Consider the following 24488-nt stretch of genomic DNA (forward strand, 5'->3'; position numbering starts at 1 on the left):
GCAAGTAACGGGGCCGGGTGGCCCGACCTCCTTACTCTACGTCATGCGAGGTCATCGCGGCAGCGGCATCCGGTTCCATCAGCATTGCGCCATATCTGGCGAGAAGACCGTCGCGCAGGCGCTTTTCAAACTTTCTCATACAGGACCCTCCCGTCGCGCGCTATCTCCCGTCGAAGCTCCTCCGACACCTCTCCGTCGAGATTCACCACGTCGACCCTGAGGAGTGACCAGAGGTTTTCCTGCAGGTCATCCCAAAGCCCGGCAAAGTCGGAGCATCCCTCAACCGCAATGTCTATATCGCTCTTTGGCAGTTCGGTGCCCCTGGCGCGAGATCCGAAGAGCGTCACCCGAGCGGCCTCGTGGCGAGCGGCCATATCGGCAATCTGCGCGTACACCTCTTCGATGGGGACCACCGGCGCGCCACCTCCACCAGCTCATCAAGACCGATCATTGCATCGATGGTACACGCCCTTCGCGTGAGCCGCAAAAGACGAGAAGAACGTGAATGGCGACGATGAGATCGCCTCAGGCGAGGCTCATAAGTTCATCTCTGTGTTCGCGCAGGTAATCGCGCATGTAGGGTATAGAGAACGCGGCCTTGCCATAGCCGACCTGCTCGATGAGGGCGGCGTCAAGCAGGCGACGGCGATACGACCCCACATCCCGTGCGGCAAGCCCCATCCGATCGGCCACCTCACCGCTGGAGACGACATCCCCTTCGCATTCTGCCATGGCAACGAGATACTCAAGCTGCCTTGGGGAAAGTCGACGCAGAGCAGGCTCTATCACCATTCCGTCGAGGTTTCTCCGCGCCAGAGAAATCCCCCTCCGGGCATCCTCGGTACCAATCTCATCGGATTTTCTCCTAGCGGCAGACTGCCATGCGTAATACCCAACGAGCTGGACCATAAAGGGATATCCAGATGCCGCGTCGGCAAGCAGCGTAGGCACCCCCGAAGCGGCCGATGAGCCGCCAAGACGAATCGTCTCCGCGAGCGACTCCTCGACCTCGGCATCGTTGAGTCTCGTCAGCTCAACATGTCGTGCCCTCTGAAGAAACGTGAGTGTGTCGACACCAACCACTCCATCAACTGCGGTGGGGAGTCCCGCAAAGGCAAATGCCACATTCGCTCCTTTGCGGATGAGCAACTGTATCTCGTTTCCCAGCTCTCGTAGTTCGTCAATTGGAGCGTCCTGAATCTCGTCAAGCGTGACGAGAAGGCCGGACCGTTTCGAAGCTGTGAGCATGGCCTCGCCGAGCTGCGTCGCGGGACGGGCAACCTCCGCCGACCCGAGGCCCATCCCCAGAATCGAAGGAGAGAAGGTCAGGGAGCTTATCTCCCCTCGTCCTGTAAGCGCGTGGAGAATCCTGTCGCAGAAGCCTGCGTTCGAAGCAACATCGACCACCACGAAGCCATTCGCTCGGGCAATGTCCCCAAGGGCGTTGAGAAGGACGGTCTTGCCTACGCCGCGGACTCCCGAGATGCGCATCAGGCGGTCCGGGGCGCCCACCCCATTCGCAAGCGCCTCGGAAAAGTCATCGAGAATCATGTCCCTGCCGATGAGCTCAGGCGGGTTCATACCAGCCGTCGGCTTGAATGGGTTTGTTCTTCTCGGCATTTCTTCCCCCTGCATCCGCCCCCCTTACGAGGTGGCAAAGGTTAGCAAGATTAGCAAAGGTTAGCAAGATTAGCAAAGGTTAGCAAGATTAGCAAAGCCGAGAAAAGACGAGGGGACGGAGGCGTGAAAGCTCCTCCGTCCCCTCGTCACGTTTACTTGATGGCGCGCAGCCCGATGTCGGTGCGGAAGGTCTTGCCCTCGAAGTCGATGAGGTCGCAGGCGGCATAGGCGGTCGCGCGGGCCTCCTCGAAGGTGGGGGCTACGGCCGTAACGTCGAGGACGCGGCCGCCGGAGGTGACGATCTGCCCGTCCTTCTCGGCGGTGCCGGCGTGGTAGACGGTGACGCCCTCCATCTCCTCGGCCTTCTCGATGCCGGTGATGACCTTGCCCTTCTCGTAGCTGCCGGGATAGCCGGCCGAGGTGAGGACCACCGAGACGGCCCAGTCGTCGTCCCAGGAGACCATGTCCTCGGTCAGGTCGCCGCTGTCGCAGGCCAAAAAGACGCTCACGAGGTCAGCCTTCATACGCGGCAGCACGACCTGCGTCTCGGGGTCGCCGAAGCGGGCGTTGAACTCCAGGACCTTGGGGCCGTCCTCGGTGAGCATGAAGCCGCCGTAGAGGCAGCCGGAGTAGGTGATGCCCTCGCGTGCGAGCTCGGCCACGACCTTCTTCTCTATCTCGACCATCGTGGCCAGCTCGTCGGCGGAGACGAGGTGCTCGGGAACGGGCGAGTAGACGCCCATGCCGCCGGTGTTGGGGCCCTTGTCCCCGTCGAGGGCGCGCTTGTGGTCCTGCGAGGTGGCGAGCGGCACCACGGTCGTACCGTCCGTGAGCGCCAGCAGCGAGCACTCCGGCCCCTCGAGGGTCTCCTCAACAACGACGGTGGCTCCGGCGTCGCCGAACGCGCCCGAGAAGCACTCGTGCACGCCCTCGAGCGCCTCCTCGGTGGTCTTGGCCACGATCACGCCCTTGCCTGCGGCGAGGCCGTCCGCCTTCACCACCACGGGGCCTCCGACCTGACGCACGTACGCGGCGGCCGTCTCCTCGTCGGTGAAGCTGCGATAGGCGGCGGTGGGGACCCCGGCGCGGGCCATGACCTGCTTGGCAAACTTCTTGGAGCCCTCCATCTGGGCCGCGGCGCCGTTGGGGCCAAAACACGGGATGCCGGCGGAGCGCACGGCGTCGGCAACGCCCGCCACGAGCGGCGCCTCGGGACCGATGACCACGAGGCCGATTCCTCGCTGGCTGGCCCACTGGGCAACGTCGACGGGAGAGTTGATGTCCAGGTCCTCGACGGGGGTTGCCATGGCGTTCATGCCGCCGTTGCCGGGGGCAACGTAGAGCTTGCCCGCACGCGGCGACTCGGCGAGCTTGGCGAGAAGTGCGTGCTCGCGGCCGCCGGACCCAAGAAGCAGGATGTCGATCTTCTGGCTGTTCATGAGGATGCCTCCTTTTTCGGGCAGTTCCCTGACGGCCGCCGGATGCCTTACGGGTGGCGCTCCGGCTGCTCCAGGCCGTCTCCTGCAGATGAGTTGTCCCTGGGGTCACGCCAGTAGTGAGCGGCGGGAGCAAAGGCGACGCCCACCGAGCCGCGGCCTACGACGTGTTCCACGCCCTCCGTCATGAGGAGCGTGCCCAGGCACTCGGAGTCGAACTCGTTGGTGTCGAGCGGCTTCATGAGCGCGCGCAGGGCACGCTCGTCTCCCGCCTCCACGCACGCGTAGACGAGCGGCCCCTCGGCGGTGGCCACCGCGCTCATGGCGTGCGCGAGGCGACCGGTGAGGTCGGAGAGGTCCGCCGAGCGGGCGAGCTGGGTGAGATCGCCGCGCGAGAGCAGGTAGAGAGCACGCTCTCCGGAAAGGCGGACCCTGATGGAGGAGGTGGCCCGCCTGATGAGCGCGCCTCCCCTGCGGTGGGCGCGGCGCTCCGGAAAGCGCGGCGCACGAGAGGGGATCACGAGCAGTCGGACCTGCTCGGCGAGCTCTCGCGCCGCAGTGGTCGCCTCCTCGAAGGAGGCCCCGTCCTCGCGGAAGCACGCGAGCCTGAAGACCACCATGCCCGTCGCGGCGCTGGCCGCGGCCGACTCGATGACGCGCACCTCGGCAACGTCCACGCAAGACGCGGCGGCCCTGCATGCGCAGACGACCTCCGAGGAGAAGGCCGACGAGGAGTGGACGGCGGCGATCTGCGTCACGCCGCTCATTGCAAGCGCGCGGTACGCGTTGGCATAGCGCGCCGTCAGCTCCTCGTCATCGGGCATCTCGGCACAGCTGTCCATGATGACGGCCCCGATGCGCTCGAGATAGTGCGTGGGGAGGTCACACCCGACATCACAGACGATGGCGAAGCTCTTCTCGGACACGTCGCTTGTGCCGTAACGCTAGTGCCAGTAGCGGTCGATGGTCTGCTCGCGGTCCGGGCCCACCGTGATGATGGAGACGCGGACGCCGGCAAGCTGCTCGAGGAAGTCGATGTAGTCCTTGGCCTCGCGCGGGAGCTGGTAGAAGTTGCGGATGCCGGAGATGTCGCACTTCCAGCCGGGAAGGGTCTCGTAGACCGGCTTGGCGTGATAGAAGACGCTCTGGTGCTCAGGCACGGTGTGGTACTCCACGCCGTCGCACTCGTAGGCCACGCAGACCTTGATCTCGTCGAGGCAGCCGAGGACGTCGAGCTTGGTGATGGCGAGGTCCGTGAGGCCGTTGACGCGGGCGGCGTAGTTGACCACGACGGCGTCATACCAGCCGCAGCGACGCTTGCGCCCGGTGGTCACGCCGTACTCGTGGCCGACCTCGCCGAGCTTGTCGCCGATCTCGTCGAAGAGCTCCGTGGGGAACGGGCCCGAGCCCACGCGCGTGAGGTAGGCCTTGGCCACGCCGAGGACGCGGTCGATGTTGGTGGGGCCGACGCCCGAGCCGGTGACGGCGCCGCCGGCGGTGCAGTTGGAGCTGGTGACGAAGGGGTAGGTGCCGTGGTCGATGTCCAGCATCGTGGCCTGGGCTCCCTCGAAGAGGATGTTCTTGCCGCCCTCCAGCTGCTCGTTGAGGAAGAGGCTGCTCTCCACGATGTAGGGGCGGATGCGCTCGGCGTAGGGGAGGTAGGTCTCGCAGATCTGCTCGACGGTGTAGGTGGGCAGCTCGTAGACCTTCTCGAGGATGGGGTTGGTGTAGGCGAGCGCGCTCTCGAGCTTCTCGCGGAAGATCTTCTCGTCCAGCATGTCCTGGATGCGCAGGCCGGTGCGGTTCATCTTGTCCATGTAGCAGGGACCGACGCCGCGCTTGGTGGTGCCGATGAGGTTCTTGCCGAGCTTCTTCTCGTGCGCGCCGTCGAGGTCCTTGTGATAGGGCATGACGATGTGCGCGTTGCCGGAGATCTTGAGGCGCTCGGCGGAGATGCCCTGCTCGGCGAGCATGTCAATCTCGGAGAGGAGAATCTCGGGGTCGACGATGCACCCGTTGCCGATCACGGGGTAGGTGCCCTCGTACATGACGCCGGAGGGAACCTGGTGCAGGGCCAGCTTCTTTCCGTTTGCGATGACGGTGTGACCGGCGTTGGCGCCGCCGGCGTAGCGGCAGACCACGTCAAAGTCGCCGGAGATGAGATCGGTGACCTTGCCCTTGCCCTCGTCGCCCCACTGAGTTCCCACGAGCACTGATGCCGACATGAGTGTCCCTCTCGTCGCGATTCACATACGAATCTACATTATATGCCACTGGCGTCAGGTTTATTTGGCTCGCGCCGCGGCCGTGCGCAGGGGACAGGCGTGCAAAGGGGACAGGCACTTTCGCACGGATGTACCCGTGCGAAAGTGCCTGTCCCCTTTGCACGCCTGTCCCCTGCGCACGGCCGCGGCGCGAGCCAAATAAACCTGACGCCAGTGGCACGCTAGTCGTGGAAGGTGTCGACCTCGACGAACTTGGTGGAGCCGGGCAGGAACGTGAGCGGTATGTCCGAGAGCGCGCCGGAGCGGTTCTTGGCGATGATGAAGGTGGTCTCGTTCATGGCAGGACGATCCTCGCGGGCGGCCTCGTCTTCGTTCATCGAGCGGTCGAGGAGGGCGACCACGTCGGCGTCCTGCTCGATGGAGCCGGACTCGCGCAGGTCGGAGAGCTGCGGGCGCTTGCCGGTTCGGTTCTCGACGGTACGGTTGAGCTGCGAGAGCGCTACGACGGGCACGCCGAGGTCCTTGGCCATGATCTTGATGCCACGGCTCATCTCAGAGACCTCGGTGGCACGGCTGTCCGCGCGGTGGCCGCCCGAGGGCGGGGAGATGAGCTGCAGATAGTCGATGATCACCAGCCCGAGCGGCTTTCCGCGGAGGATGCGGCGCGCCTTGGCGCGAATCTCGGTCACCGTGGTTCCGGGCGTGTCGTCAATCATGATGTCGAGCTGGGAGAGGTCGTTGGTCGCCTGGAGGATCTGGGGCCACTGCTCGTTTCTGATCCGAGCGGAGCGAATCTCCTGCAGTCCCACGCGCGCGTTGGCTGCGAGAAGGCGCTGCGCGATCTCGACCTTGGACATCTCGAGTGAGAACATGGCGACGCTCGCACCATTGAACGCAGCGTTGGTCATGAGGTTCAGTGCGAACGATGTCTTTCCCACGCCCGGGCGTGCGCCGATGACGATCATCTGGCCGGGACGCAGACCGAGCAGGCACTCGTCGATGCGCGGGAACCCCGTGAGGACGCCGAGCGGCTTGTCGTGGTTGGCGGCGTTCTGTCCGAGCTCCTCGTAGAGGTCGGCCATGATCTCCTCGAGGGACTGCTCGTTCTTGTGCACGTCGCGGTTGGTGACGTCGAGCAGCATCTTCTCGGCGCGGTCGACGACCTCCTTGGTGTCCTCGGGGGCGTCGTAGGCGAGCGCCGTGATCTGCGCCGAGGCGCTGATCATCTTGCGCAGCGTGGTGTCGCGATGGAGCATCTCGACGTGTCGCCGCCATCCGACGAGCGCGAGCGAGTTGTTGCCAAGACCCAGGAGAAAGCTTCTGCCGCCCACGCGCTCGAGCTCGCCGGAGCTCTTGAGGTAGTCGGCGAGGGAGATGGTGTCGATGGGCATGTTCTTGTCGAACATCTCGCGCATGGCCGTGAACACCGTGCGGTTGGAGGGGAAGTAGAAGTCGTCCGGGTCGAGCTCGATCAGGCACTCCTGGAGCGCCTCGGAGGAGACCATCATGGCCGAGAGGACCGACGCCTCGGCCTCGGGGTCCTGCGGCATGACGGCATCCTGGCTTGCTCTCATGCGCGTGGGGTTGACGTCGTACTCGCTCTGGGCCACAGGTCCTCCTCGTGTGACGGTTCCGGGGTCCCATTATCTCATTCCCGCGCGGGCCGGGAGCAGGGTGTGCAAAGAGATTGACCGCGACGCGGTAGAAAGACACTCTTCGTCCGCTGTCAAGGGGTCATTTTTCCTCTCGGGACCCCTTGGGGGCGTATGTCGAGAAGAGAGGGCACCTGAACGGGCCTTTCTTCCTTTTCGACGTTTTCAACAAATTTCTTTCCTGCGTAAACGACGAGTTTTCAACAAGATTCTCTGCCTTTAGAGAAACCCTAAACAGCTGTTCGGCTGCTCTGACGTCTGGTTTTCACATCCCCATACCAGTGAAAAACCGCAGGTAGAATACCTATCAGATGATGATTGATATAAAAGCGCCCCGGAGTCGCAGTGACGTCCGGGGCGCTTCCTTACACTTTTCTGACCTGCGGATATTGTAGAAATCCCCAGTTCAGAAGTGAGCGTCGAAAAGTTATTACTCCTCGACCTCGGTGGTCTCGACCTCGGCGACCTCAACGGTCTCCTCAGCCTCGGCCGCCGGCTCCTCCTCGGTCACGCCGACGAGGACGTTGACCGTCGCGGTGATCTCGCGGTAGAGGTTGACCTCGACGGCGTGCTTGCCGGAGGTCTTGATGTTGTTCCCGCGGCCGACGCGCTTGCGGTCGACCTCGATGCCGAGCTGGGCCTGGATGGCGTCGGCGATCTGGGACGGGGTGACGGAGCCGAAGAGCTGGCCCTCGTCGCCGATCTTGGCGTCGACGGTCACCGACTTGCCATCGAGAGCGGCCTTGGTGGCCTCGGCAGAGGCGATACGCTCGGCCTCGCGCTTCTCGATGTTGTGACGGCGCTCCTCAAGCTGCTTGATGTTGCCCGGGGTGGCAGGCTGGGCGATCTTGTTGGGGAACAGGTAGTTCTCCGCAAAGCCCTGAGCGACGTCGACGATGTCGCCCTCGCCGCCCTTGCCCCGAAGCTCACCCAAGAGGATGACTTTCATGGGATACTCCTTCGGTCAGCCGGTCTGACCCGGCTTCTTGTCCTGCGCTGCCGTGTCGTCAGGGACCACGCCACGCTGGAGGTGGCGGAAGTTGGCCCAGACGTCGACGACGCCGACAACGGTCAAAACAACGAACTGCACTTCAAGATAGAGCGCGGCCGCCCAGACGAGGAACCTCGCAAACGCGCCGAGGTCCCGCCCCCTCAGGAGCCAGGCGACAACGGCGGCCCCCTGCACCGCAAACGCGATCCTCAGAGCCATGGCCAGGTTGGCCGAGACCACGAGGACGAGCTGCGGGACCGTGGGCACCGTCAGCGCAACCGCCAGCCCGGCGACCGCCACGACGAGCGCCGCGACGATCCAGAGAGGCAGGTCGTATCCGGCGAGGCCCTCCCAGGACCGCTCGGGCGCGACTCGCCTGAGCGCAAGGTGCGTGCCTGCGAGCGCCGCCAGGAACTCCCCGGCCGACACGACCACGTAGGCCGTCGGCCAAAGGACCCCCGCGACCGCGGAAACGGCCTGGACCTGCGCGGAGCTCGTTGGTGACGCCTCGGTGAAGGCGTCCCGGTAGAACTCGATCAGCTCCGCCATGGTCTGGGAGAGCGTGGTGCCGTTCATCAGCGCGAACGCTGAATCTGCCCCGATATGGGCCGCAAACAGCGCGGCCACGACGAGGCATCCGGCACCCGGGGTGAGACGACCCCTGAGGCAGACGAGCGCGACGATGAGCCCGGCGAGACACGCGATGACGGACCCGACGCCCTGAGCGAGCCCGACGGGAAGGCCCAAGGCGAGCGCCGACGCGAGCGAGATGCCCGTGCCGAGCGCCGTCAGTCGCATGCCCCCTCGTGCGTGGGCCACACACAGCCCGTACCCCACGAGGATGGGCGCGGCGAGCGACATCGTGGAGGATGCCACCGCGCCGCCGACGGCACAGGTCAGAAGGACGAGAGGGAGGGGCACCGAGTCTCGGCTGCCCTTCTCGTCATTCTGCGAGCCAAAGGGGACGATGCCGCCCCCAGACCGCATGGGACCCGCAGACGGGGCCTCTCCCGCGCCGTCGTGCGTGGGCGGAACACCGTTATCGGGCCATGCACTCATCGTGCGCGCGCTCTTCTCACGTGCGAGCGGCGCTAGCCGCGGTTACGGCCGCCGCGGCTGGAAACCACGGGGACGGTGTAGGGGAGAAGCGCCATCTCGCGGGCGCGCTTGATCGCCAGCGCGATGTCGTGCTGATGCTGCGTGCAGGCGCCAGTGACGCGGCGCGGCTTGATCTTGCCGCGGTCGGTCATGTACTTGCGGAGGAGCTGCACATCCTTGTAGTCGATGTACTCGGTCTCCTCCTTGCAGAACTGGCAGTACTTGCGACGCGGCTGGCGCTGAAAATCCTGCTTCTGCTGAGCCATGTCTAGTTGCCTTTCTGTTGGCGACTCGAGGCCGCCGGGTGATTAGAACGGGATGTCCTCGTCGTAGACGTCGGTCTCCGGCGGGGTCTGGACGGGCGCCTGCTGCATCTGCGGCTGGGGCGCGTAGCCGCCCTGCGGGGCGGCGGGCACCGGCGCGGAGGCAACGGGCGCGGCGTATGCGGGGGCCTGCTGGAAGGCGGGGGCGCCGGCGTTCTGCTGGTAGCCACCACCCTGCTGGTTCCTCGAGCTCAGAAACTCGACCTCGTCGACGACGACCTCGAGCTTGCTGCGACGCTGACCGTCCTTGGTCTCCCAGGAGCTGTAACGAAGCTTGCCCTCGACGGCAACCTTCGTGCCCTTGGAGAGGAAGCGGGAGAGCGGTTCGGCACGGGCGCCGAAGACCACGCAGTCGACGAAGTTGGGGTAGTCCTCCCACTCGCCGGTCTGCTGGTTGCGGCGACGGTCGTTAACGGCGACGCCGAAGGAAAGAATCTGCGAGCCGCTGGCCGTAGCCCTGAGCTCGGGGTCCCTCGTGAGGTTGCCCGAGATGTTGACTCTGTTGATGCTCATGGTCTCACTTCCTCCCACCTGCGGGCATCATGCCCGCGCTTCCATGCCTAGTCCTTGTCGACGCGGCGCACGACCATGTGGCGCTTGACAGCGTCGTTGATGCGCAGAACTCGGTCGAGCTCGGCGATGTGCTCGGGATCAGCGTGGAAGTTGATGAGGGTGTAGTCACCCTCGGTGAGATCGTCGACCTCAAAGGCGAGCTTGCGCTTGCCCCAGTCCTCGACGCTGTCGACCTTGCCAGTCTCGCCGAGAGCAACCTCGATGCGCTTCATGACGCCGGCGCGGGTCTCCTCGTTGCACGTGGGGTCGACAAAGTAGAGCAGTTCATAAGCCTTCATTCGATTCACCTCCTCTGGGCTAGTGGCCCCGGGACATGAAGGCTCGCCCGGGGCAGGAAAGGTTCGGCGAAGCATCATACCACAGAAGGTTCTTCTCGCTGTATCCCCTCCACAACATCCCTGCATATAGCGTACTGACGCGCACGTACCGAAAGGTGTCACGGTGCATACGCCCCGCTGACGCACGCTCCATAAAAGACACGCTCACCGGGGCCGTGGCCTTCGGTGAGCGTTTGTTTGGGCCTCGCGGTAATCACAGCATCTCCACGAGGCCCGAGATGGCTATGAAAGAGGGGCCTACTTGGGGTCCTCCGCATCGAACGGCGTCACGTCTTCCTCATGGCTCTCGGTCGAGGGTACCTCCGCCGGTTTCTGCGGCTCAGAGGGGGCCGGCGCGGGGCTCGGAGCGGCCTGCGGCTCTACGGGAGACGCCGCGCCGACGGGCTGCTGCGGGACGTCATACTGCCAGCTTCCCGGCTGCGGCGCGACGTCACGCGGGTCGCTCACGAACGGCGGGAGAGGGTCCTCGTCCCTGCCCCAGGCCGCGACGTTGAACTGGCGCATCCACAGCGCGACGGCGTTCACGCACACGAGGGAGAGAATGGTGCCGATGAAGCTGCACACGAGGATGAGCACGATGAGGGTCGGGCCGATCGAAGAGAGCATGGAGAAGACGGCCTGAATCGCAATGCGGGCCTGCATGCCACTTGAGAGCACCGAGGAGTACTCGAGGTACTCGATCATGGTAATGAGGTTGGGGATGATGCCGAACAGCGCGGGGAGAAGGACGATGGTCGTGATGACGCCCAGAAGCATCCCTCCGAGAATCTCGATGCCCACGATGCGCGCAAGGCCGACGGGGTCGTGGGAGATCATCTTCCAGATGGTCGGGACCCGCAGGCCGGGCACGATCTTCTGGTAGATGGTGGCACGCATGGACGCGACGACGGCAATGACGGCAAAGCAGGCGCTCACGAGGGCCCACACGAGCTCGAGCAGGTCACCGATCACGGGAACCTGCAGCAGGATGCCCGAGACGATGGAGAATCCCGCGTACCACACGAAGCACACGACGAACACGCGCCAGCCGCTCGAGATGCACTCGCCGATGCGCACGCCCCTCTGCTTGGGAGCGGCATTGACACCCCATGCGGTGAGCCGCGCCCACTCATAGATGTAGCCCGCGACGCCGAGGATGCCGGCGATGGGGACGAGCAGGGCGACCGTCATGAGAAGAACCGGCTTGACCCACCCGCGGTCCCTCGTAAGAAGAGCCCAGGACCGCGCGAAGTAGCGGTCACGCCTGAAGCCCGCAAGCCCGGATTCGTCAACCATGGTTCCCCTTTCACCGTGTGGTGGAGTCGTTCGCATGTTCCCTGTAGCGTACCCTAAACGTGCGGGTGACTGACGTTCTTCTCTCCCGCCTCCGCGGGATATGAAAAAAGCCGGTCGTGATGACCGGCTCTCTCTGCAATGGCGGAGGAGGAGGGATTCGAACCCTCGTACCCCCGAAGGGGTAAACGGTTTTCGAGACCGCCGCATTCAACCACTCTGCCACCCCTCCGAAGGGTGACGTGGCGCCCGAAGGCGCCACGGTAAGTTCTGGCGGAGAGTCAGGGATTTGAACCCTGGAGACGCTTTAGGCGCCTACACGATTTCCAATCGTGCTCCTTCGGCCACTCGGACAACTCTCCATGAGATGGTGCAGCGGTCAGTATAGCGTAAGACGACGCGCGGGAAAAGACTTTTCTTGATGAAAAGGGACTGTCCCTTTTCATCAGGGTGCGCAACAATGTACGAGCGTCGCCCGCACCTGACCGCGAGGAGTCACCGTGCCAGACATCTTCTCTACCTACAGCCCCGAGATCGCCGCCGTCTCGCTGCCGACGTGGGTCGACCTCGCGTCCGTCGTCGTGGGATCTGCCGGTGGGGTCATGGTGGCCCGTGCGCGGCATCTCGACGCCGTTGGCTTTGTGGGCCTCGCACTGCTGTGCGGCCTCGGCGGGGGACTCATCCGCGACGTGATGATGCAGGTGGGAAGAATCTACATGCTCACCTCGCCCTTCGCCATCCCCGTGAGCGTTGCCACGGGCCTCGTGGCGTTTCTCTTCCCCCAGCCGCTCGACCGCGCGAGCAACCTGCTCGAGTGGCTCGACATCATGGCCGTCGCGCTCTTTGCGCTCGTGGGCACCGACAAGGCCATCGTCCATGGGTTCTACCCGGCGTCATGCGTCCTCATGGGCATCATGACCGGCGTAGGGGGAGGCATGCTGCGCGACGTCTTCCTCGGCGAGGTGCCCCGAATCTTCCAGAAGTCGAACCTCTACGCCGTGTGCGCGCTCGCCGGCGGCGTGGTGTACTACGTCGCCGTCGTGTGCTGCTCCGTCAACAAGCTCTGGGGGTCGATCCTCTGCCTTGCCGTCACCATTGGCCTCAGGCGCTGGTCACTGCACTTCAACGTGCAGACTCCGGCAGACGTCGACCTCGGGCCGCACGTGGCTGCGCCCATGAAGCGCGCCGCCCGAATCGTCCGCGTCACGCGCTGGCGCCGCCACCGGTAAAAGGGGACGGGTTTTTCCTCTCAGAGAATTCGGGACAGGCCGGGGGCACGCTGAACCGTGCCCCCGGCCTGTCCCGAATTCTCTGAGAGGAAAAACCCGTCCCCTACTTCTTCACCTTGCCGTTGCGGACGGCCCACTTGCGGCGCTCGATCTCTGAGAGCAGGCGCTTGCGCATGCGGACGCTCTTGGGCGTGACCTCCACGAGCTCGTCATCCATGATGTACTCGAGCGCCTCCTCGAGCGTGAACGTGCGCGGCGGCGTGAGCTGCACGGCGATGTCAGCGGTGGAGGAGCGCTGGTTGCCCAGGCTCTTGGTGCGCGCGATGTTGACGACCATGTCGCCGGGCTTGGACCGCTCGCCCACGAGCATGCCCTCGTAGCACTCGTCGCCGGGGCCCACGAAGAGCGCGCCGCGCTCCTGAAGCGTGCCGAGCGCGTAGGCCACGGCCTTCTCGGTGCTCATGGAGATCATGGCGCCGTTCTGCCGCACGCCGATCTCGCCAGCGTAGGGACCGTACTCGAGGAACGTGTGATAGAAGACGGCCTCGCCGTGCGTGACGTTCAGGATGCGGTTCTTGAGGCCCATGATGCCGCGGGTGGGGATCTTGAACTCGAGGTGCGTCTGGGTGGTCCCGGCGTCCATCGTGGTCATGGTGCCTCCGGCGTTGCCGAAGACCTCGATGACCTTGCCGGAGTACTCGCCCGGGCACTCCACGACGGCCTGCTCGACGGGCTCGGTCATCTGCCCGTTGGCGTCCTTCTTGAAGAGCACGCGCGGACGTCCCACCTGAAACTCGAAGCCCTCGCGGCGCATGGTCTCCATGAGGACGGAGAGGTGAAGGATGCCACGGCCGGCCACCTCGACGCCAGTCTTGTCGGGAAGCTCCTCGATGCGCATGGTCACGTTGTTCTCGCGCTCCTGCATGAGGCGCTCCTTGAGCTGACGACCGCCCACGATGTCGCCCTCACGGCCCACGAGCGGCGAGGTCGAGGGCTCGAAGACGACGGAGAGCGTCGGCGGGTCAATCTCGATGGGCTCCAGCTCGACGGGGTTCTCGGGGTCGGTGTAGACGTCGCCGATGTCGGTGGAGTCGATGCCCACGACGGCGGCGATGTCGCCGGCCTGGGCCTCGGAGCACTCCTTGCGGCCGAGGTAGTCGAACGTGAAGAGCTGCTTGACCTGGCTCATGGCACGGGAGCCGTCGTTCTTCACCACGAGGATCTTGTCACCGTCGTGGATGGTGCCGGAGTAGATGCGGCCGATGCCGATGCGGCCCACGTACTCAGAGTGGTCGATGGTCACGCACTGCATGGCGAGGGGGCCGTCGATGTCCACGTCGGGGGCGGGGAGCTCGTCGACGATCATGTCGAGCATCGGGAACATGTCCATGTTGTCGTCGGCGGGGTCGAGGCGGGCGAAGCCGTTCACCGCGGAGGCGTAGACCACGTGCTCCATCGCAAACTCGAGCTGCTCGTCGGTGGCTCCCAGGTCCGCCATGAGGTCGAGCGAGGTGTTGACGGCCTTCTCGGGATCGGCCGCGGGCTTATCGATCTTGTTCACCACGATCATCACGGCAAGCCCGGCGTCGATGGCGTGGCGCAGAACGAAACGGGTCTGCGGCATAGGGCCCTCAGCGGCGTCCACCAGCAGCAGCGCGCCATCGGCCATGCGCAGGACGCGCTCCACCTCGCCGCCGAAGTCGGCGTGGCCCGGGGTGTCGATGACGTTGATCTTCACGCCCTTGTACTCGATGGAGATGTTCTTCGCCAGGATGGTGATGCCGCGCTCGCGCTCCTGGTCATTGGAGTCGAGCACGCGCTCCTGGACCTGCTGGTTCTCGCGGAAGGCGTCGGTTGCCTTGAGCATCTGGTCCACGAGCGTGGTCTTGCCGTGGTCGACGTGGGCGATGATGGCGATGTTCCTGATGTTCTCCTGGCGCATGGGTCCCCTCATCCAACGAAGCTGGACAGAGCCGTCCGTATCGGTCGGCGGTTGGTTTTTCTCGACATACGGTACTTTACAGCAGCGGGGGCAGCTCTCCGGCCGGCGCGGGGTCGGTCCACGTGAAACCATCACCGGACCCCTTCCCATCGATGAGCGAGAAGGCCGAGTAGCTGCGATAGCCACGTTCGCCAAACTCGAGTATGACCGCATCGGCGTAGGACCCGTCATCATCCTCGATGGCACCCTCGTAGGCGAGCGCGTAGCGCACGGCGTCCTCCAGCTCGCGCACCTTGCCGCGTGCCCCCTCGAGGCATGCCTCGGGGCCGTCATCGACGAACTCGAAGCTCAGGACCTCTCCCGACGAGTCCTGAACGGCGAGAAGAACCTCGAACGCCTCGCCCGCGGCGAGAAGGTCGAGGGCGTCGCCCATCAGTGTGCTTGCCAGCTCGTCGGTCTGGGGTGATACCCCCTCACGCAGGTTGTCGGCTTTTCCCATGACTCCCCTCACATCGTCTTTCCTGCTGCGATGATACCTGACAAAGGCGAGGGGGTCGTCTGTCATGAAGAGCATGGCGGACGGCCCCGCAACCTTTGCCAGCCACCGTGCAATTATCGGGATAGTGCGAAACTTTCGGCCACCCGCCTGCAATCAGGGGGATAGTGCGAAGCGATTTTGGCACCCAGAGCCATTCCGGGCCCATAGGGTCAGACTGTCAACAGGGCTTTTGTCGGCACGCCACGAAGGGGCACCACGAAAAGGCTTCGCACTATCCCCCTGATTGCAGGCGAGCGGCCGCTTCTTTCGCACTATCGCCACTTTTGCACGGCGTCATGGGTGCGGGACGAGAGGTCCATGAGCGGGAACGCCGCCTCTTTACAGACAAAGGCCGGACCCGAAGGTCCGGCCCTGACGTTCTGGTGGAGACGATGGGGTTCGAACCCACGGCCTCAGGCTTGCAAAGCCCGCGCTCTCCCAGCTGAGCTACGTCCCCGTCTGGGTCGACGCACTGCGTCGGAATATAATAATCGCCCCAGCGGCGACTCGGCTAACGCTGGGGCGACTATTGTCAGGAAGTGGTGGGCCTGACAAGGTTCGAACTTGTGACCTCCCGGTTATCAGCCGGACGCTCTGACCAACTGAGCTACAGGCCCAACGCGAGAAGATATACTACACGGGCATTCCCTCGCGGTCAACGACTTTTTTGACTTTTTCTTTCCAATCTCTTGCGAACAGCTGACGGGCCTCACAATTGGGTAGGATATGCGGTCGAGAGAAAGGAAGCACGTGCCGCTACAGAGGATGGATATAGAGAGCCTCGTCGTGGGTGGGGGACCGCTCGCATCGCTCGTCGTTCTCCGGTCCCAGGGGTCCGGAGAGGACGGCACGGCCGCTCAGCTGCCGATTCAGATCGGCTCCTTCGAGGCGAGCGCCATCAGCATGGGCGTGGCGCCTCGTGAGAGCGGGCGGCCCATGACCCATGACCTTCTCAAGTCGACCATATCGGCGCTCGGGGCGTCCTGCGTCTCCGTCCGCATCAGCGACGTCAAGGGGACGACGTTCTACGCACAGGTCGAGCTCATGCGCGAGGACGGCAGGCAGGTCCTCGTTGACGCTCGTCCCTCGGATGCCATCGCGCTCGCCGTGCGCGAGGAGGTTCCCGTCTTCGCCGAGGAGTCCGTCCTCCAGACGGCGTCGCTCCCCGACTTCAGAGGCGTCGAGAGAGACGAGCAGGAGCGCGAGCTGGCACAGTTCCATAACTTCGTCGAGACGCTCTCCCCGGAGGACTTCACCGTCACCCACGAGGAGCCGGACGGAGAGTAGCCGACGCATAGCCGTGCGAAGGGGACAGGCACTTCCGCACACTAAAACGTGTGCAGAAGTGCCTGTCCCCTTCGCACGTTAAAAGGCGCCCCGCAGGCATCGGACCTGCGGGGCGCGCCGTTTCTTACTCCTCGTCGTCGAGAAGCGTATCGTCCAGCTGCTCCTCGCCGCCGATGTCGACGGATTCGGGCTCGTCGGCGTCGCGCGCTCCGGCCGCCACGAGGTCGAGCATGCCCTGGTTCTCGTCGTGCTTGGGGGCCTTCTTCTTGTGCGCCACCATGCGCGCGACCGCGCCCACCCGGTCGCCATCGACGAGGTTCATGACCTTGACGCCCTGCGTGGAACGCCCGAGCTTGGAGATGTCCTTCACCTTGACGCGGATGATCACGCCCTCCTCGGACACGATCATGAGCTCGTGCTGCGGGCCCACGACGCGGCATGCGGAGAGGTTGCCCTTCTTGGCGGTCATCGCAATCGTATAGACGCCCTGCCCGCCACGCTTGTGCTCGGGGTACTCAGAGACGGGCGTGCGCTTGCCGTAGCCCTTCTCCGTGATGACGAACAGGTCGCCGTTGCCGTTGGTGATCTCCATGCCGAGCATCTTTGCGTCACCCTTGAGGGTGATGCCGCGGACGCCGGAGGTGTCACGGCCCATCGGGCGGACGTCGGACTCGGGGAAGAGGATTGCCTTCCCGTCCGTAGAGACGAGCATCACCTTGTCTCCCGATCGCACGCGGCGGACGTTTACGAGCTCGTCGCCAGCCTTGAGGTTGATGGCGATGATGCCGTCGCGGCGGGTGCGGTCGTACGCGCTCATGGCCGTCTTCTTGACCACGCCGTTCCTCGTGGCGAACATCAGGTACTCGTCCTCGGGGAAGGTGCGGCACGTGATGACCGCCATCGCGTGCTCTCCCTCGGCGAAGGGCACGAGGTTGACCATCGCGGTGCCGCGCGCGTTCCTCTGCGCGATGGGCAGCTCGTGGACCTTGAGGCGGTACACCTTGCCCTTGTTGGAGAAGAACAGCACGTAGTCATGGGTGGACGCAACGAAGAGGTCCTCGACGAAGTCCTCGTCCTTGAGGTTCACGCCCTGCACCCCCTTGCCGCCGCGCTTCTGGGAGCGGTAGGTGGCAACCGGCGTGCGCTTGACGTAGCCGGCGTGGGTGACGGTGACGACCATGTCCTCGTCGGCGATGAGGTCCTCGACGTTGAGCTCCTTGGTGCCCTCGACGGAAATCTCGGTGCGACGCTTGTCGGAGAACTTGCGCCCCACCTCGCGCATCTCGTCCTTGATGACCGCAAGGATCTTGTCGGGGTTGGCGAGAAGGTCCTCATAGTAGGCGATCGCCCGGCGAAGGCCCGCGAGCTCCTCCTCGATCTGGTCGCGCGAGAGGCCGGTGAGGCGGCGCAGGCGCATCTCGAGGATTGCCGTGGTCTGCTCGGGGGTAAAGCCGAAGCGCTCGATAAGGCGCTGGCTCGCCTCGGTGTCGGTGCGCGAGGAGCGGATGATGTGAATGACCTCGTCGATGTGGTCGAGGGCCATGAGGTAGCCCTCGAGGATGTGCGCGCGGGCCTGGGCCTTCTTGAGGTCGAAGCGCGTGCGGCGGGTCACCACGTCAACCTGGTGGTCGATGTAGTGCTGCAGCATCTCGCGCAGGGACAGGCACTTTGGCACGCCGTTCACGAGCGCCAGGTTGATCACGCCGAAGGTCGTCTGAAGCTGCGTGTACTTGTACAGGTTGTTGAGGACGACCTGCGGGATGACGTCCTTCTTGAGCTCGATGACGAGGCGGATGCCCTTCTGGTTGGACTCGTCGCGCATGTCGGAGATGCCCTCGATGCGCTTCTCGTTGACGAGCTGGGCGATCTTCTCCTGGAGGGTGCCCTTGTTCACCTGGTAGGGAATCTCGGTGAAGACGAGGCGGTTGCGCCCGGTCTTGGTGGACTCGACGTGCGCCTTGGCGCGCACGGTGATAGACCCGCGGCCGGTCTCGTAGGCCTCGCGGATCCCGTCCACGCCCATGATGACGGCACCCGTGGGGAAGTCGGGGCCCGGCATCACGGTCATGAGGTCGTCGACCGTGGCGTCGGGGTTGTCGATGAGCATGCACGTGGCCTCGACCGCCTCGCCGAGGTTGTGCGGCGGGATGTTGGTGGCCATGCCGACGGCGATGCCCGACGAGCCGTTCACCAGCAGGTTGGGGAAGCGCGCGGGCAGGACCTGGGGCTCGGCGAGGGACTCGTCGTAGTTCGGCTGCCAGTCGACGGTGTCCTTCTGGAGGTCGCGGAGGAGCTCCATCGCGGGCTTGGCGAGGCGGCTCTCGGTGTAGCGCATAGCGGCGGCGGAGTCTCCGTCGATATTGCCGAAGTTCCCGTGGCCGTCGATCAGCGGGGTGCGCATGGAGAACCACTGGGCAAGACGAACCATCGTGTCATAGACGGCGACGTCTCCGTGGGGGTGGTACTTGCCGATGACCTCGCCGACCGTCCAGGCCGACTTCTTGTGCGGGCGGTTGGGGAAGATGCCCGACTCGTTCATGGCGTAGAGGATGCGGCGGTGAACCGGCTTGAGGCCGTCGCGCACGTCAGGAAGGGCGCGCGCGGTGATGACGGACATCGAGTACTCGATGAAGCTCTGGCGCATCTCGTGGCCGAACTCGGAGACCTGAAGCGCCCCGCCGTGCTCGTCGGTCTCTCCGGAGTCCTCTCCGCGACCCGCCTGGCCAAACTCCTCCTCGAGCTCGCCGTCGTCCTCGTCCTCGGCGTCCTCCGACTCCTCGTCGGGGTCGTAGACGTCCTCGCCCTCATCGGAGGCCTGCGCTCGGTCGAGCAGGCGCCTCAGGTCCTCGGGGAGGTCGCCCGGGGTCTCGGGCGTGTTGTTCATGTCGTCTGCCACGTGGGGCCTTTCTCTGGTGTGCAAAAGGGACAGTCACTTTTGCACAAGTTCCTGGTGTGCAAAAGTGACTGTCCCTTTTGCACACCCCGTCGGGAGGTGACTATGCGTCGAGGAATCGGGCGTCGTGCGCGTGGCGCTCGATGTAGTCGCGGCGGTACTCGACCTGGCTGCCCATGAGCTCGCGGACCGCTCGCTCGGCGGCCGATGCGTCCTCGATGGTCACGCGCTGCAGGATGCGGGTGCGCGGGTCCATCGTGGTGGAGGCCAGCTGCTTGGGGTCCATCTCGCCCAGGCCCTTGTAGCGCTGGACGGTGTAGGCCTTCTTGCGCTTCTTGGCCTTTCCGTTGGCACTCTCGTCCTCTTCCTCCTCGTCGTAGGAGAAGCCAAGCTCGCGAATCGTGCGCTTGAGAATTTCCTCCTCCGGCTCGCGGCCGTTGGGGTAGACGTAGTGGATCTTCTTGCGGACCTTGATGCCAAAGATCGGCGGGCACGCCACGTACACGTAGCCGGCGTCGATGAGCGGGCGCATGTACTTGTAGAAGAAGGTGAGCAGCAGGATGCGGATGTGCGCGCCGTCGACGTCGGCATCCGTCATGATGATGATCTTGTGGTAGCGCGCCTTGGAGATGTCAAAGTCGCCGCCCTCTCCGCCGGCGCCGGTCACGCCCGTGCCAATGGCGGTGATGAGGGACTGGATGGTGTCGGAGGAGAACGCGCGGTGATCGCCCACTCGCTCGACGTTCAAGATCTTGCCTCTAAGGGGCAGGATTGCCTGGATGTCCCGGCGACGGCCGTCCTTGGCCGAGCCGCCTGCCGAGTCACCCTCCACGATGAAGAGCTCGGTGACCTCCGCGTCGCGGACCGAGCAGTCCGCAAGCTTTCCGGGCAGGTGGGCCGTCTCGAGCAGGGACTTGCGGCGAGTCGCCTCGCGGGCCTTACGCGCGGCCGTGCGGGCCTTCGACGCCTGCATCGCCTTGTTGACGATGGTGCGCCCCTGCTTGGGGTGCTCCTCGAGGTACTCGGCCAGGCCGTCGGACACGATCTTCATCACGAGCGGGCGCATGAAGGAGCTGCCGAGCTTGGCCTTGGTCTGCCCCTCGAACTGCGGGTCGCCGAGCTTGACGGAGATGACAGCCGCCAGACCCTCGCGGATGTCGTCGCCGGTGAGGTTCGCGTCCTTCTCCTTGAGGATGTTCTGCTTGCGCGCGTAGTCGTTGATGACGCGCGTGAGCGCCGTGCGGAACCCCTCGAGGTGCATGCCCCCCTCGGGGGTGTAGATGTTGTTTGCGAAGCTCATGACGGTCTCGGAGTAGGAGGTGTTCCACTGGATGGCCACCTCGACCTCGCCGGCCTTGGCCGGGTCGGTCCCCTCGTCGGTCTTGCCGGAGAGGTAGATGGGCTTCTTGAGGCCGTCGGCGACCTCCTTGCCCTCATTCAAGAACTTCACGAAGTCCACGATGCCGCCCGCGTAGCAGAACTCCTCCACGCGCGGGGTGAGCTCGCGCTCGTCCGTGAGCGTGATCTTGAGGTTGCGGTTGAGAAACGCCATCTCCTGCAGGCGGTCGTGCAGGGTGTCGAAGTCGTAGACCGTGGTCTCGAAGATCTCCTCGTCGGGCCAGAAGGTGGTCGTGGTGCCCGTGGCCTTGGAGGTCCCGACCTTCTCCATCTTGCGGACGGTCTTGCCGCGCGCGAACTCCATCTCGTAGATGCCGCCGTCGCGCTTGACCTGGACGACGAGGCGCTTGGAGAGTGCGTTCACGACGGAGATGCCCACGCCGTGCAGGCCGCCGGAGACCTTGTAGGCGTTGTTGTCGAACTTGCCGCCCGCGTGGAGGATCGTCATGACGACCTCGAGCGTCGGGATCTTCTTCACGGGGTGCTTGCCCACGGGGATGCCGCGGCCGTTGTCCACGACGGTAATGGAGTTGTCCGCGTGGATGGTCACGGAGATCTTGGTGCAGAACCCGGCGAGCGCCTCGTCGACGGAGTTGTCAACGACCTCGTAGACGAGGTGGTGCAGGCCGCTCGCGCTCGTCGAGCCGATGTACATGCCCGGGCGCTTGCGCACCGCCTCGAGGCCCTCGAGGATCTTGATCTCCCCAGCGCCGTATTCGTTCTCGTTCTTCTTCGCCACGCGACCGTCCTTCCAAGAAGCGTCACATTAGTTAAAACCCTGTGTGATATCGGGCCAGATGAATCAATGATACCGCTTCAGAGGACGCTGAGAGGCCCTGTGAGGGCACATTCATGATTTCCGCTCTATTTGTCGCGCTGGAGCCGATACGAGGCGCTCATCGCCCGAGAGACGCTTTCACGCAGCGTTGAGGGCAGCCCGGCGCAGGCACGCTCTATCTCCGCCGCCGCCTCGCGCGACAGGGGCGGCGGAGGGGTGGCGGTGCCCTTCCCCCGCGCGACGGCGGGGCGGGCGGGCGCGCCGCCCTCCGACCTGTCGCGCGGCTCATACTTGCTCAGGCGGAACTCGACCTTCGAGAACGCGAGCCCGGCGTTGGCGAGGCGTGCCAGGTAGACCTCGCTGTTCGCCGAGAAGTCCGTGGCGCGGGACCGGGAGTCCACGTAGACCACGAGCACCGGGCCATGCTCCCCCCGGCGCGGCTCGCGCACGAAGGTCCCCGTGGTATGCGCCCGCTCGATGTCGCCGTTGACGGCATGCCACGCGCGCGTGACGCGCCATGACGCGTCCGCACGCTCGTCGAGCATCGAGGAGAGTATCCCGGAGAGGCCGGCGGGCGCCGCCTCGCGGCGCGCGCGCTCGGCGCTCAGCTCATCGGCCACCGAAGCTCACCACCTCGGACGCGTCGAGGAGCTCTGGCGAGAAGTACCCGAGGTTCGTCGTGGTGATGACGGTCTGGATGCCCCGCTGCGCGAAGCGCACGACGGCATTCCTGCGCCGCTCGTCGAGCTCGCTCATCACGTCATCGAGCAGCAGCAGCGGCCGCGACCCCACGATCTCGGCCGCGAGCTCGACCTCGGCCATCTTGAGCGCGAGCGCCACGCAGCGCTGCTGTCCCTGCGAGCCGAAGGAGCGCGCGTCCCGGCCGTCGATGGAGAAGGTGACGTCGTCTCGGTGGGGCCCAACGCAGGTCTGCTGCCGGCGGAGGTCCTCCCGGCGGCGCGCGGCGAGCGCGGCCGCGAAGACGTCGCGGATCTCGTCGCGCGTCATCCCGAAGACCTCGTCCCCGAGGGTGCTCTCGTACGAGCAGGTCAGCTCCTCCCCGCCCGAGACCTCCCCGTAGATGGCGCTGACTTTCTCGGCAAGCCGCGAGAAGAGCCTGAGGCGCGCCTCGAGGAGCGTGGCGCCGCCGAGCGAGACCGAGGCGTCCCATGCCTCGAGCAGGCTCTCGTCCGGGAACTCCTCGCGCAGGAGGCGGTTTCGCTGCTCGACGGAGCGCGTGTAGGCGGCGAGCACGTTGGCGTAGCCCCTGTTGGCCTGCCTCCCGAAGCCGTCGAGCTCGTCGCGCCTCCCCGAGGCGCCGCGCTTCACGAGGCCGAGGTCGTCCGGCGAGAAGAGCACCGACATCAGCGCAGACGGCATGTCGGACGCCTGGCAGCGCTTGCCGTTGAGCGAGAAGGACCTCCTCCCCGCCACCACGTCGCAGCGGGCGTCCAGCACGCGGCCGTCCCCCTCGAGGCGCGCGTCGACCCGCGCCGAGTCCGCGCCCTCGCGCACGAGGTCGCGCGGGCGCGGCCGGCGGAAGGACGCCCCCGCCGTGAGCAGCTGCAGCGCCTCGACGGTGTTGGTCTTTCCGGCGGCGTTGGGTCCCACGAGGATGGTCGTCGTGGGGGCGGGCCTCAGCGAGAGCCGCTCGAAGGAGCGGAAGTCCGCGAGCGAGAGGCTGGTGACGAGAAGCCCCATGCGCCCTAGAGCCTCACGGGCATGAGCAGGTAGAGGTAGTTCACCTTCCCGTTGCACTTGAAGATGCCGGGCTGCACGGAGCCCTGCAGCTCGAGGCGCATCTCGTCGGAGCCGGAGACCGCGTTCACGCAGTCGAACACGTAGTGGTAGTTGAGCGCGATGGACAGGCTCTGGCCCTCGACCTCGACCGGCAGAAGCTCGGAGGACTCTCCCTGCTCGGGAGAGCTCGCCGAGAGGCGCATGAGGCCCGCGTCGGCATCGATGTCAAAGCGCACGGCGGCGTTCTGCAGCGCGATCACGGAGACGCGCTTGAGGGCGGCCGAGAACTCGGCCACGTCGAGCGTCACGGCGGTGCCGCAGGTGGGCGGGAGGAGCTGCTTGTAGTCCGGGAAGTTCCCCTCGATCCTGCGCGCCACGAAGGTCGTGTTGCCAAAGGTGAAGATCACCTGGCTCTCCGTGGTGCCGATCTGGATGGTCTCGTCCGACGAGGGCATCGTGAGGACGTCGTGGAACACGGTGCCGCCCACGATGGCGCGGAAGGCCTCCCCCGAGGGGGACTCCACGGAGGAGTCGCAGACCGCGAGTCGGAAGGAGTCCGTCGCGACGAGCCGGATGGTGTTGTCCTCGACCGTGAGCAGGATGCCCTGGAGGATGGGCCGCGAGGTCTCGCGCGAGGTCACCTTATAGACCTTGTCCACCATCCGGGAGAGCAGCTCGCCGGGCAGCTCGATCGTGCGGTCGGGCGCGAGGTCAGGGAACGCGGGCCAGTCGGACGGGTTGAGGGTGTTGAGGCGGAAGGTGGACTTGTCGCACGAGACGGTGATCGTGCGGTCGGAGCCCTCGAAGGTCACGGCCGAGTCGGAGAGCGTCTTCACGATGTTGGTGATGACCTTGCCGGAGACGACCGTCTCTCCCGGCTCCTCGACGTTCGCGGGAATGAGGTGGCGGATGGAGATCGTGAGGTTGTTGGTCTGGAACTCGAGCGTGCCGTCCTGGGCGCGGACGTAGATGCCCGAGAGGATCGGAAGCGTGGAGTTGGTCCCCATTCCCTTGGCCACCACGGTGAGGGCCTTCATGAGGGAGGACTGGCTGACGGTGAACTTCATGTGCGGCCCTTTCTAATAGTTCTTAGATAAGTACTTAAGGACAGTAGTAGTAATAAGGTCTGTCGAAAAGTAAAAAAACAGCGAGAAG

Annotated in this window: 21 protein-coding genes and 4 tRNA genes; 2 read left to right on the forward strand and 23 right to left on the reverse strand. The window is 65.1% G+C overall.

What is annotated here, in order from left to right:
• Positions 1 to 125: 125 nt before the first annotated feature.
• From ACULPM_RS06790 to ACULPM_RS06855, 14 genes are all read right to left on the reverse strand, one after another.
• A complete protein-coding gene (locus ACULPM_RS06790; RefSeq protein WP_445331555.1) occupies positions 126 to 413 on the reverse strand; it encodes a nucleotidyltransferase family protein in 288 nt (95 codons plus the stop codon).
• Positions 414 to 525: 112 nt separating this feature from the next.
• Positions 526 to 1620: an ATP-binding protein gene (locus tag ACULPM_RS06795; RefSeq protein WP_445331556.1), complete on the reverse strand. Its 1095-nt coding sequence runs from the start codon at positions 1618 to 1620 to the stop codon at positions 526 to 528.
• 152 nt (positions 1621 to 1772) lie between these two features.
• Positions 1773 to 3059, reverse strand: coding sequence for a phosphoribosylamine--glycine ligase (purD, locus tag ACULPM_RS06800; RefSeq protein ID WP_445331557.1), 1287 nt, complete (start codon positions 3057 to 3059; stop codon positions 1773 to 1775).
• Positions 3060 to 3106: 47 nt separating this feature from the next.
• Positions 3107 to 3982, reverse strand: a complete 876-nt coding sequence (locus ACULPM_RS06805) for a DegV family protein (protein ID WP_445331558.1) — start codon at positions 3980 to 3982, stop codon at positions 3107 to 3109.
• 18 nt (positions 3983 to 4000) lie between these two features.
• Positions 4001 to 5281 carry an adenylosuccinate synthase gene (locus ACULPM_RS06810; RefSeq protein ID WP_167930461.1) on the reverse strand — a complete coding sequence of 427 codons (1281 nt, stop codon included), beginning with the start codon at positions 5279 to 5281 and terminating at the stop codon, positions 4001 to 4003.
• Between the two features lie 221 nt (positions 5282 to 5502).
• On the reverse strand, positions 5503 to 6891 hold the full coding sequence (dnaB, locus tag ACULPM_RS06815) for a replicative DNA helicase (RefSeq protein ID WP_445331559.1): 1389 nt from the start codon (positions 6889 to 6891) through the stop codon (positions 5503 to 5505).
• Between the two features lie 472 nt (positions 6892 to 7363).
• Entirely contained in the window at positions 7364 to 7882 is a 519-nt protein-coding gene (rplI, locus tag ACULPM_RS06820) for a 50S ribosomal protein L9 (protein WP_075279074.1), read from the reverse strand.
• 15 nt (positions 7883 to 7897) lie between these two features.
• Positions 7898 to 8845, reverse strand: coding sequence for a hypothetical protein (locus ACULPM_RS06825; protein ID WP_445331560.1), 948 nt, complete (start codon positions 8843 to 8845; stop codon positions 7898 to 7900).
• Positions 8846 to 9015: 170 nt separating this feature from the next.
• Positions 9016 to 9288 carry a 30S ribosomal protein S18 gene (gene rpsR / locus ACULPM_RS06830; protein ID WP_072373695.1) on the reverse strand — a complete coding sequence of 91 codons (273 nt, stop codon included), beginning with the start codon at positions 9286 to 9288 and terminating at the stop codon, positions 9016 to 9018.
• A 42-nt stretch (positions 9289 to 9330) separates the two neighbouring features.
• Positions 9331 to 9858, reverse strand: a complete 528-nt coding sequence (gene ssb / locus ACULPM_RS06835; RefSeq protein ID WP_075279076.1) for a single-stranded DNA-binding protein — start codon at positions 9856 to 9858, stop codon at positions 9331 to 9333.
• Between the two features lie 47 nt (positions 9859 to 9905).
• Entirely contained in the window at positions 9906 to 10196 is a 291-nt protein-coding gene (gene rpsF, locus ACULPM_RS06840) for a 30S ribosomal protein S6 (protein WP_075279077.1), read from the reverse strand.
• Positions 10197 to 10493: 297 nt separating this feature from the next.
• On the reverse strand, positions 10494 to 11531 hold the full coding sequence (locus ACULPM_RS06845) for a DUF4013 domain-containing protein (protein ID WP_445331561.1): 1038 nt from the start codon (positions 11529 to 11531) through the stop codon (positions 10494 to 10496).
• A 139-nt stretch (positions 11532 to 11670) separates the two neighbouring features.
• Positions 11671 to 11760 (reverse strand) — tRNA-Ser (locus tag ACULPM_RS06850).
• 39 nt (positions 11761 to 11799) lie between these two features.
• Positions 11800 to 11890, reverse strand: a tRNA-Ser gene (locus ACULPM_RS06855).
• Positions 11891 to 12028: 138 nt separating this feature from the next.
• On the opposite strand from ACULPM_RS06855, the gene ACULPM_RS06860 reads away from it, so the two are divergent.
• Entirely contained in the window at positions 12029 to 12757 is a 729-nt protein-coding gene (locus tag ACULPM_RS06860) for a trimeric intracellular cation channel family protein (RefSeq protein WP_353652980.1), read from the forward strand.
• 103 nt (positions 12758 to 12860) lie between these two features.
• Here ACULPM_RS06860 and typA read toward each other — a convergent pair whose 3' ends face one another.
• From typA to ACULPM_RS06880, 4 genes are all read right to left on the reverse strand, one after another.
• Positions 12861 to 14699: a translational GTPase TypA gene (gene typA, locus ACULPM_RS06865; protein ID WP_167931156.1), complete on the reverse strand. Its 1839-nt coding sequence runs from the start codon at positions 14697 to 14699 to the stop codon at positions 12861 to 12863.
• Between the two features lie 76 nt (positions 14700 to 14775).
• A complete protein-coding gene (locus tag ACULPM_RS06870) occupies positions 14776 to 15198 on the reverse strand; it encodes a hypothetical protein (protein ID WP_167931155.1) in 423 nt (140 codons plus the stop codon).
• Between the two features lie 420 nt (positions 15199 to 15618).
• Positions 15619 to 15694 (reverse strand) — tRNA-Ala (locus ACULPM_RS06875).
• A gap of 83 nt (positions 15695 to 15777) precedes the next feature.
• A tRNA-Ile gene (locus ACULPM_RS06880) sits at positions 15778 to 15854 on the reverse strand.
• A 133-nt stretch (positions 15855 to 15987) separates the two neighbouring features.
• On the opposite strand from ACULPM_RS06880, the gene ACULPM_RS06885 reads away from it, so the two are divergent.
• Positions 15988 to 16524: a bifunctional nuclease family protein gene (locus tag ACULPM_RS06885; RefSeq protein WP_445331562.1), complete on the forward strand. Its 537-nt coding sequence runs from the start codon at positions 15988 to 15990 to the stop codon at positions 16522 to 16524.
• A gap of 124 nt (positions 16525 to 16648) precedes the next feature.
• Here ACULPM_RS06885 and gyrA read toward each other — a convergent pair whose 3' ends face one another.
• From gyrA to dnaN, 5 genes are all read right to left on the reverse strand, one after another.
• Entirely contained in the window at positions 16649 to 19408 is a 2760-nt protein-coding gene (gyrA, locus tag ACULPM_RS06890; protein WP_445331590.1) for a DNA gyrase subunit A, read from the reverse strand.
• A gap of 112 nt (positions 19409 to 19520) precedes the next feature.
• The gene (gene gyrB / locus ACULPM_RS06895) at positions 19521 to 21554 is read right to left on the reverse strand and encodes a DNA topoisomerase (ATP-hydrolyzing) subunit B (protein WP_445331563.1); all 2034 of its coding nucleotides are present in this window, start codon (positions 21552 to 21554) and stop codon (positions 19521 to 19523) included.
• Positions 21555 to 21679: 125 nt separating this feature from the next.
• Complete coding sequence (locus ACULPM_RS06900; protein WP_445331564.1) at positions 21680 to 22213, reverse strand: hypothetical protein; 534 nt, start codon at positions 22211 to 22213, stop codon at positions 21680 to 21682.
• Complete coding sequence (recF, locus tag ACULPM_RS06905; protein ID WP_445331565.1) at positions 22203 to 23294, reverse strand: DNA replication/repair protein RecF; 1092 nt, start codon at positions 23292 to 23294, stop codon at positions 22203 to 22205. Before recF ends, ACULPM_RS06900 begins: the two co-directional genes overlap by 11 nt.
• 5 nt (positions 23295 to 23299) lie before the next feature.
• Entirely contained in the window at positions 23300 to 24400 is a 1101-nt protein-coding gene (gene dnaN / locus ACULPM_RS06910) for a DNA polymerase III subunit beta (protein ID WP_445331566.1), read from the reverse strand.
• Positions 24401 to 24488: the final 88 nt, after the last annotated feature.

Source organism: Thermophilibacter sp. ZX-H3 (assembly GCF_052599055.1).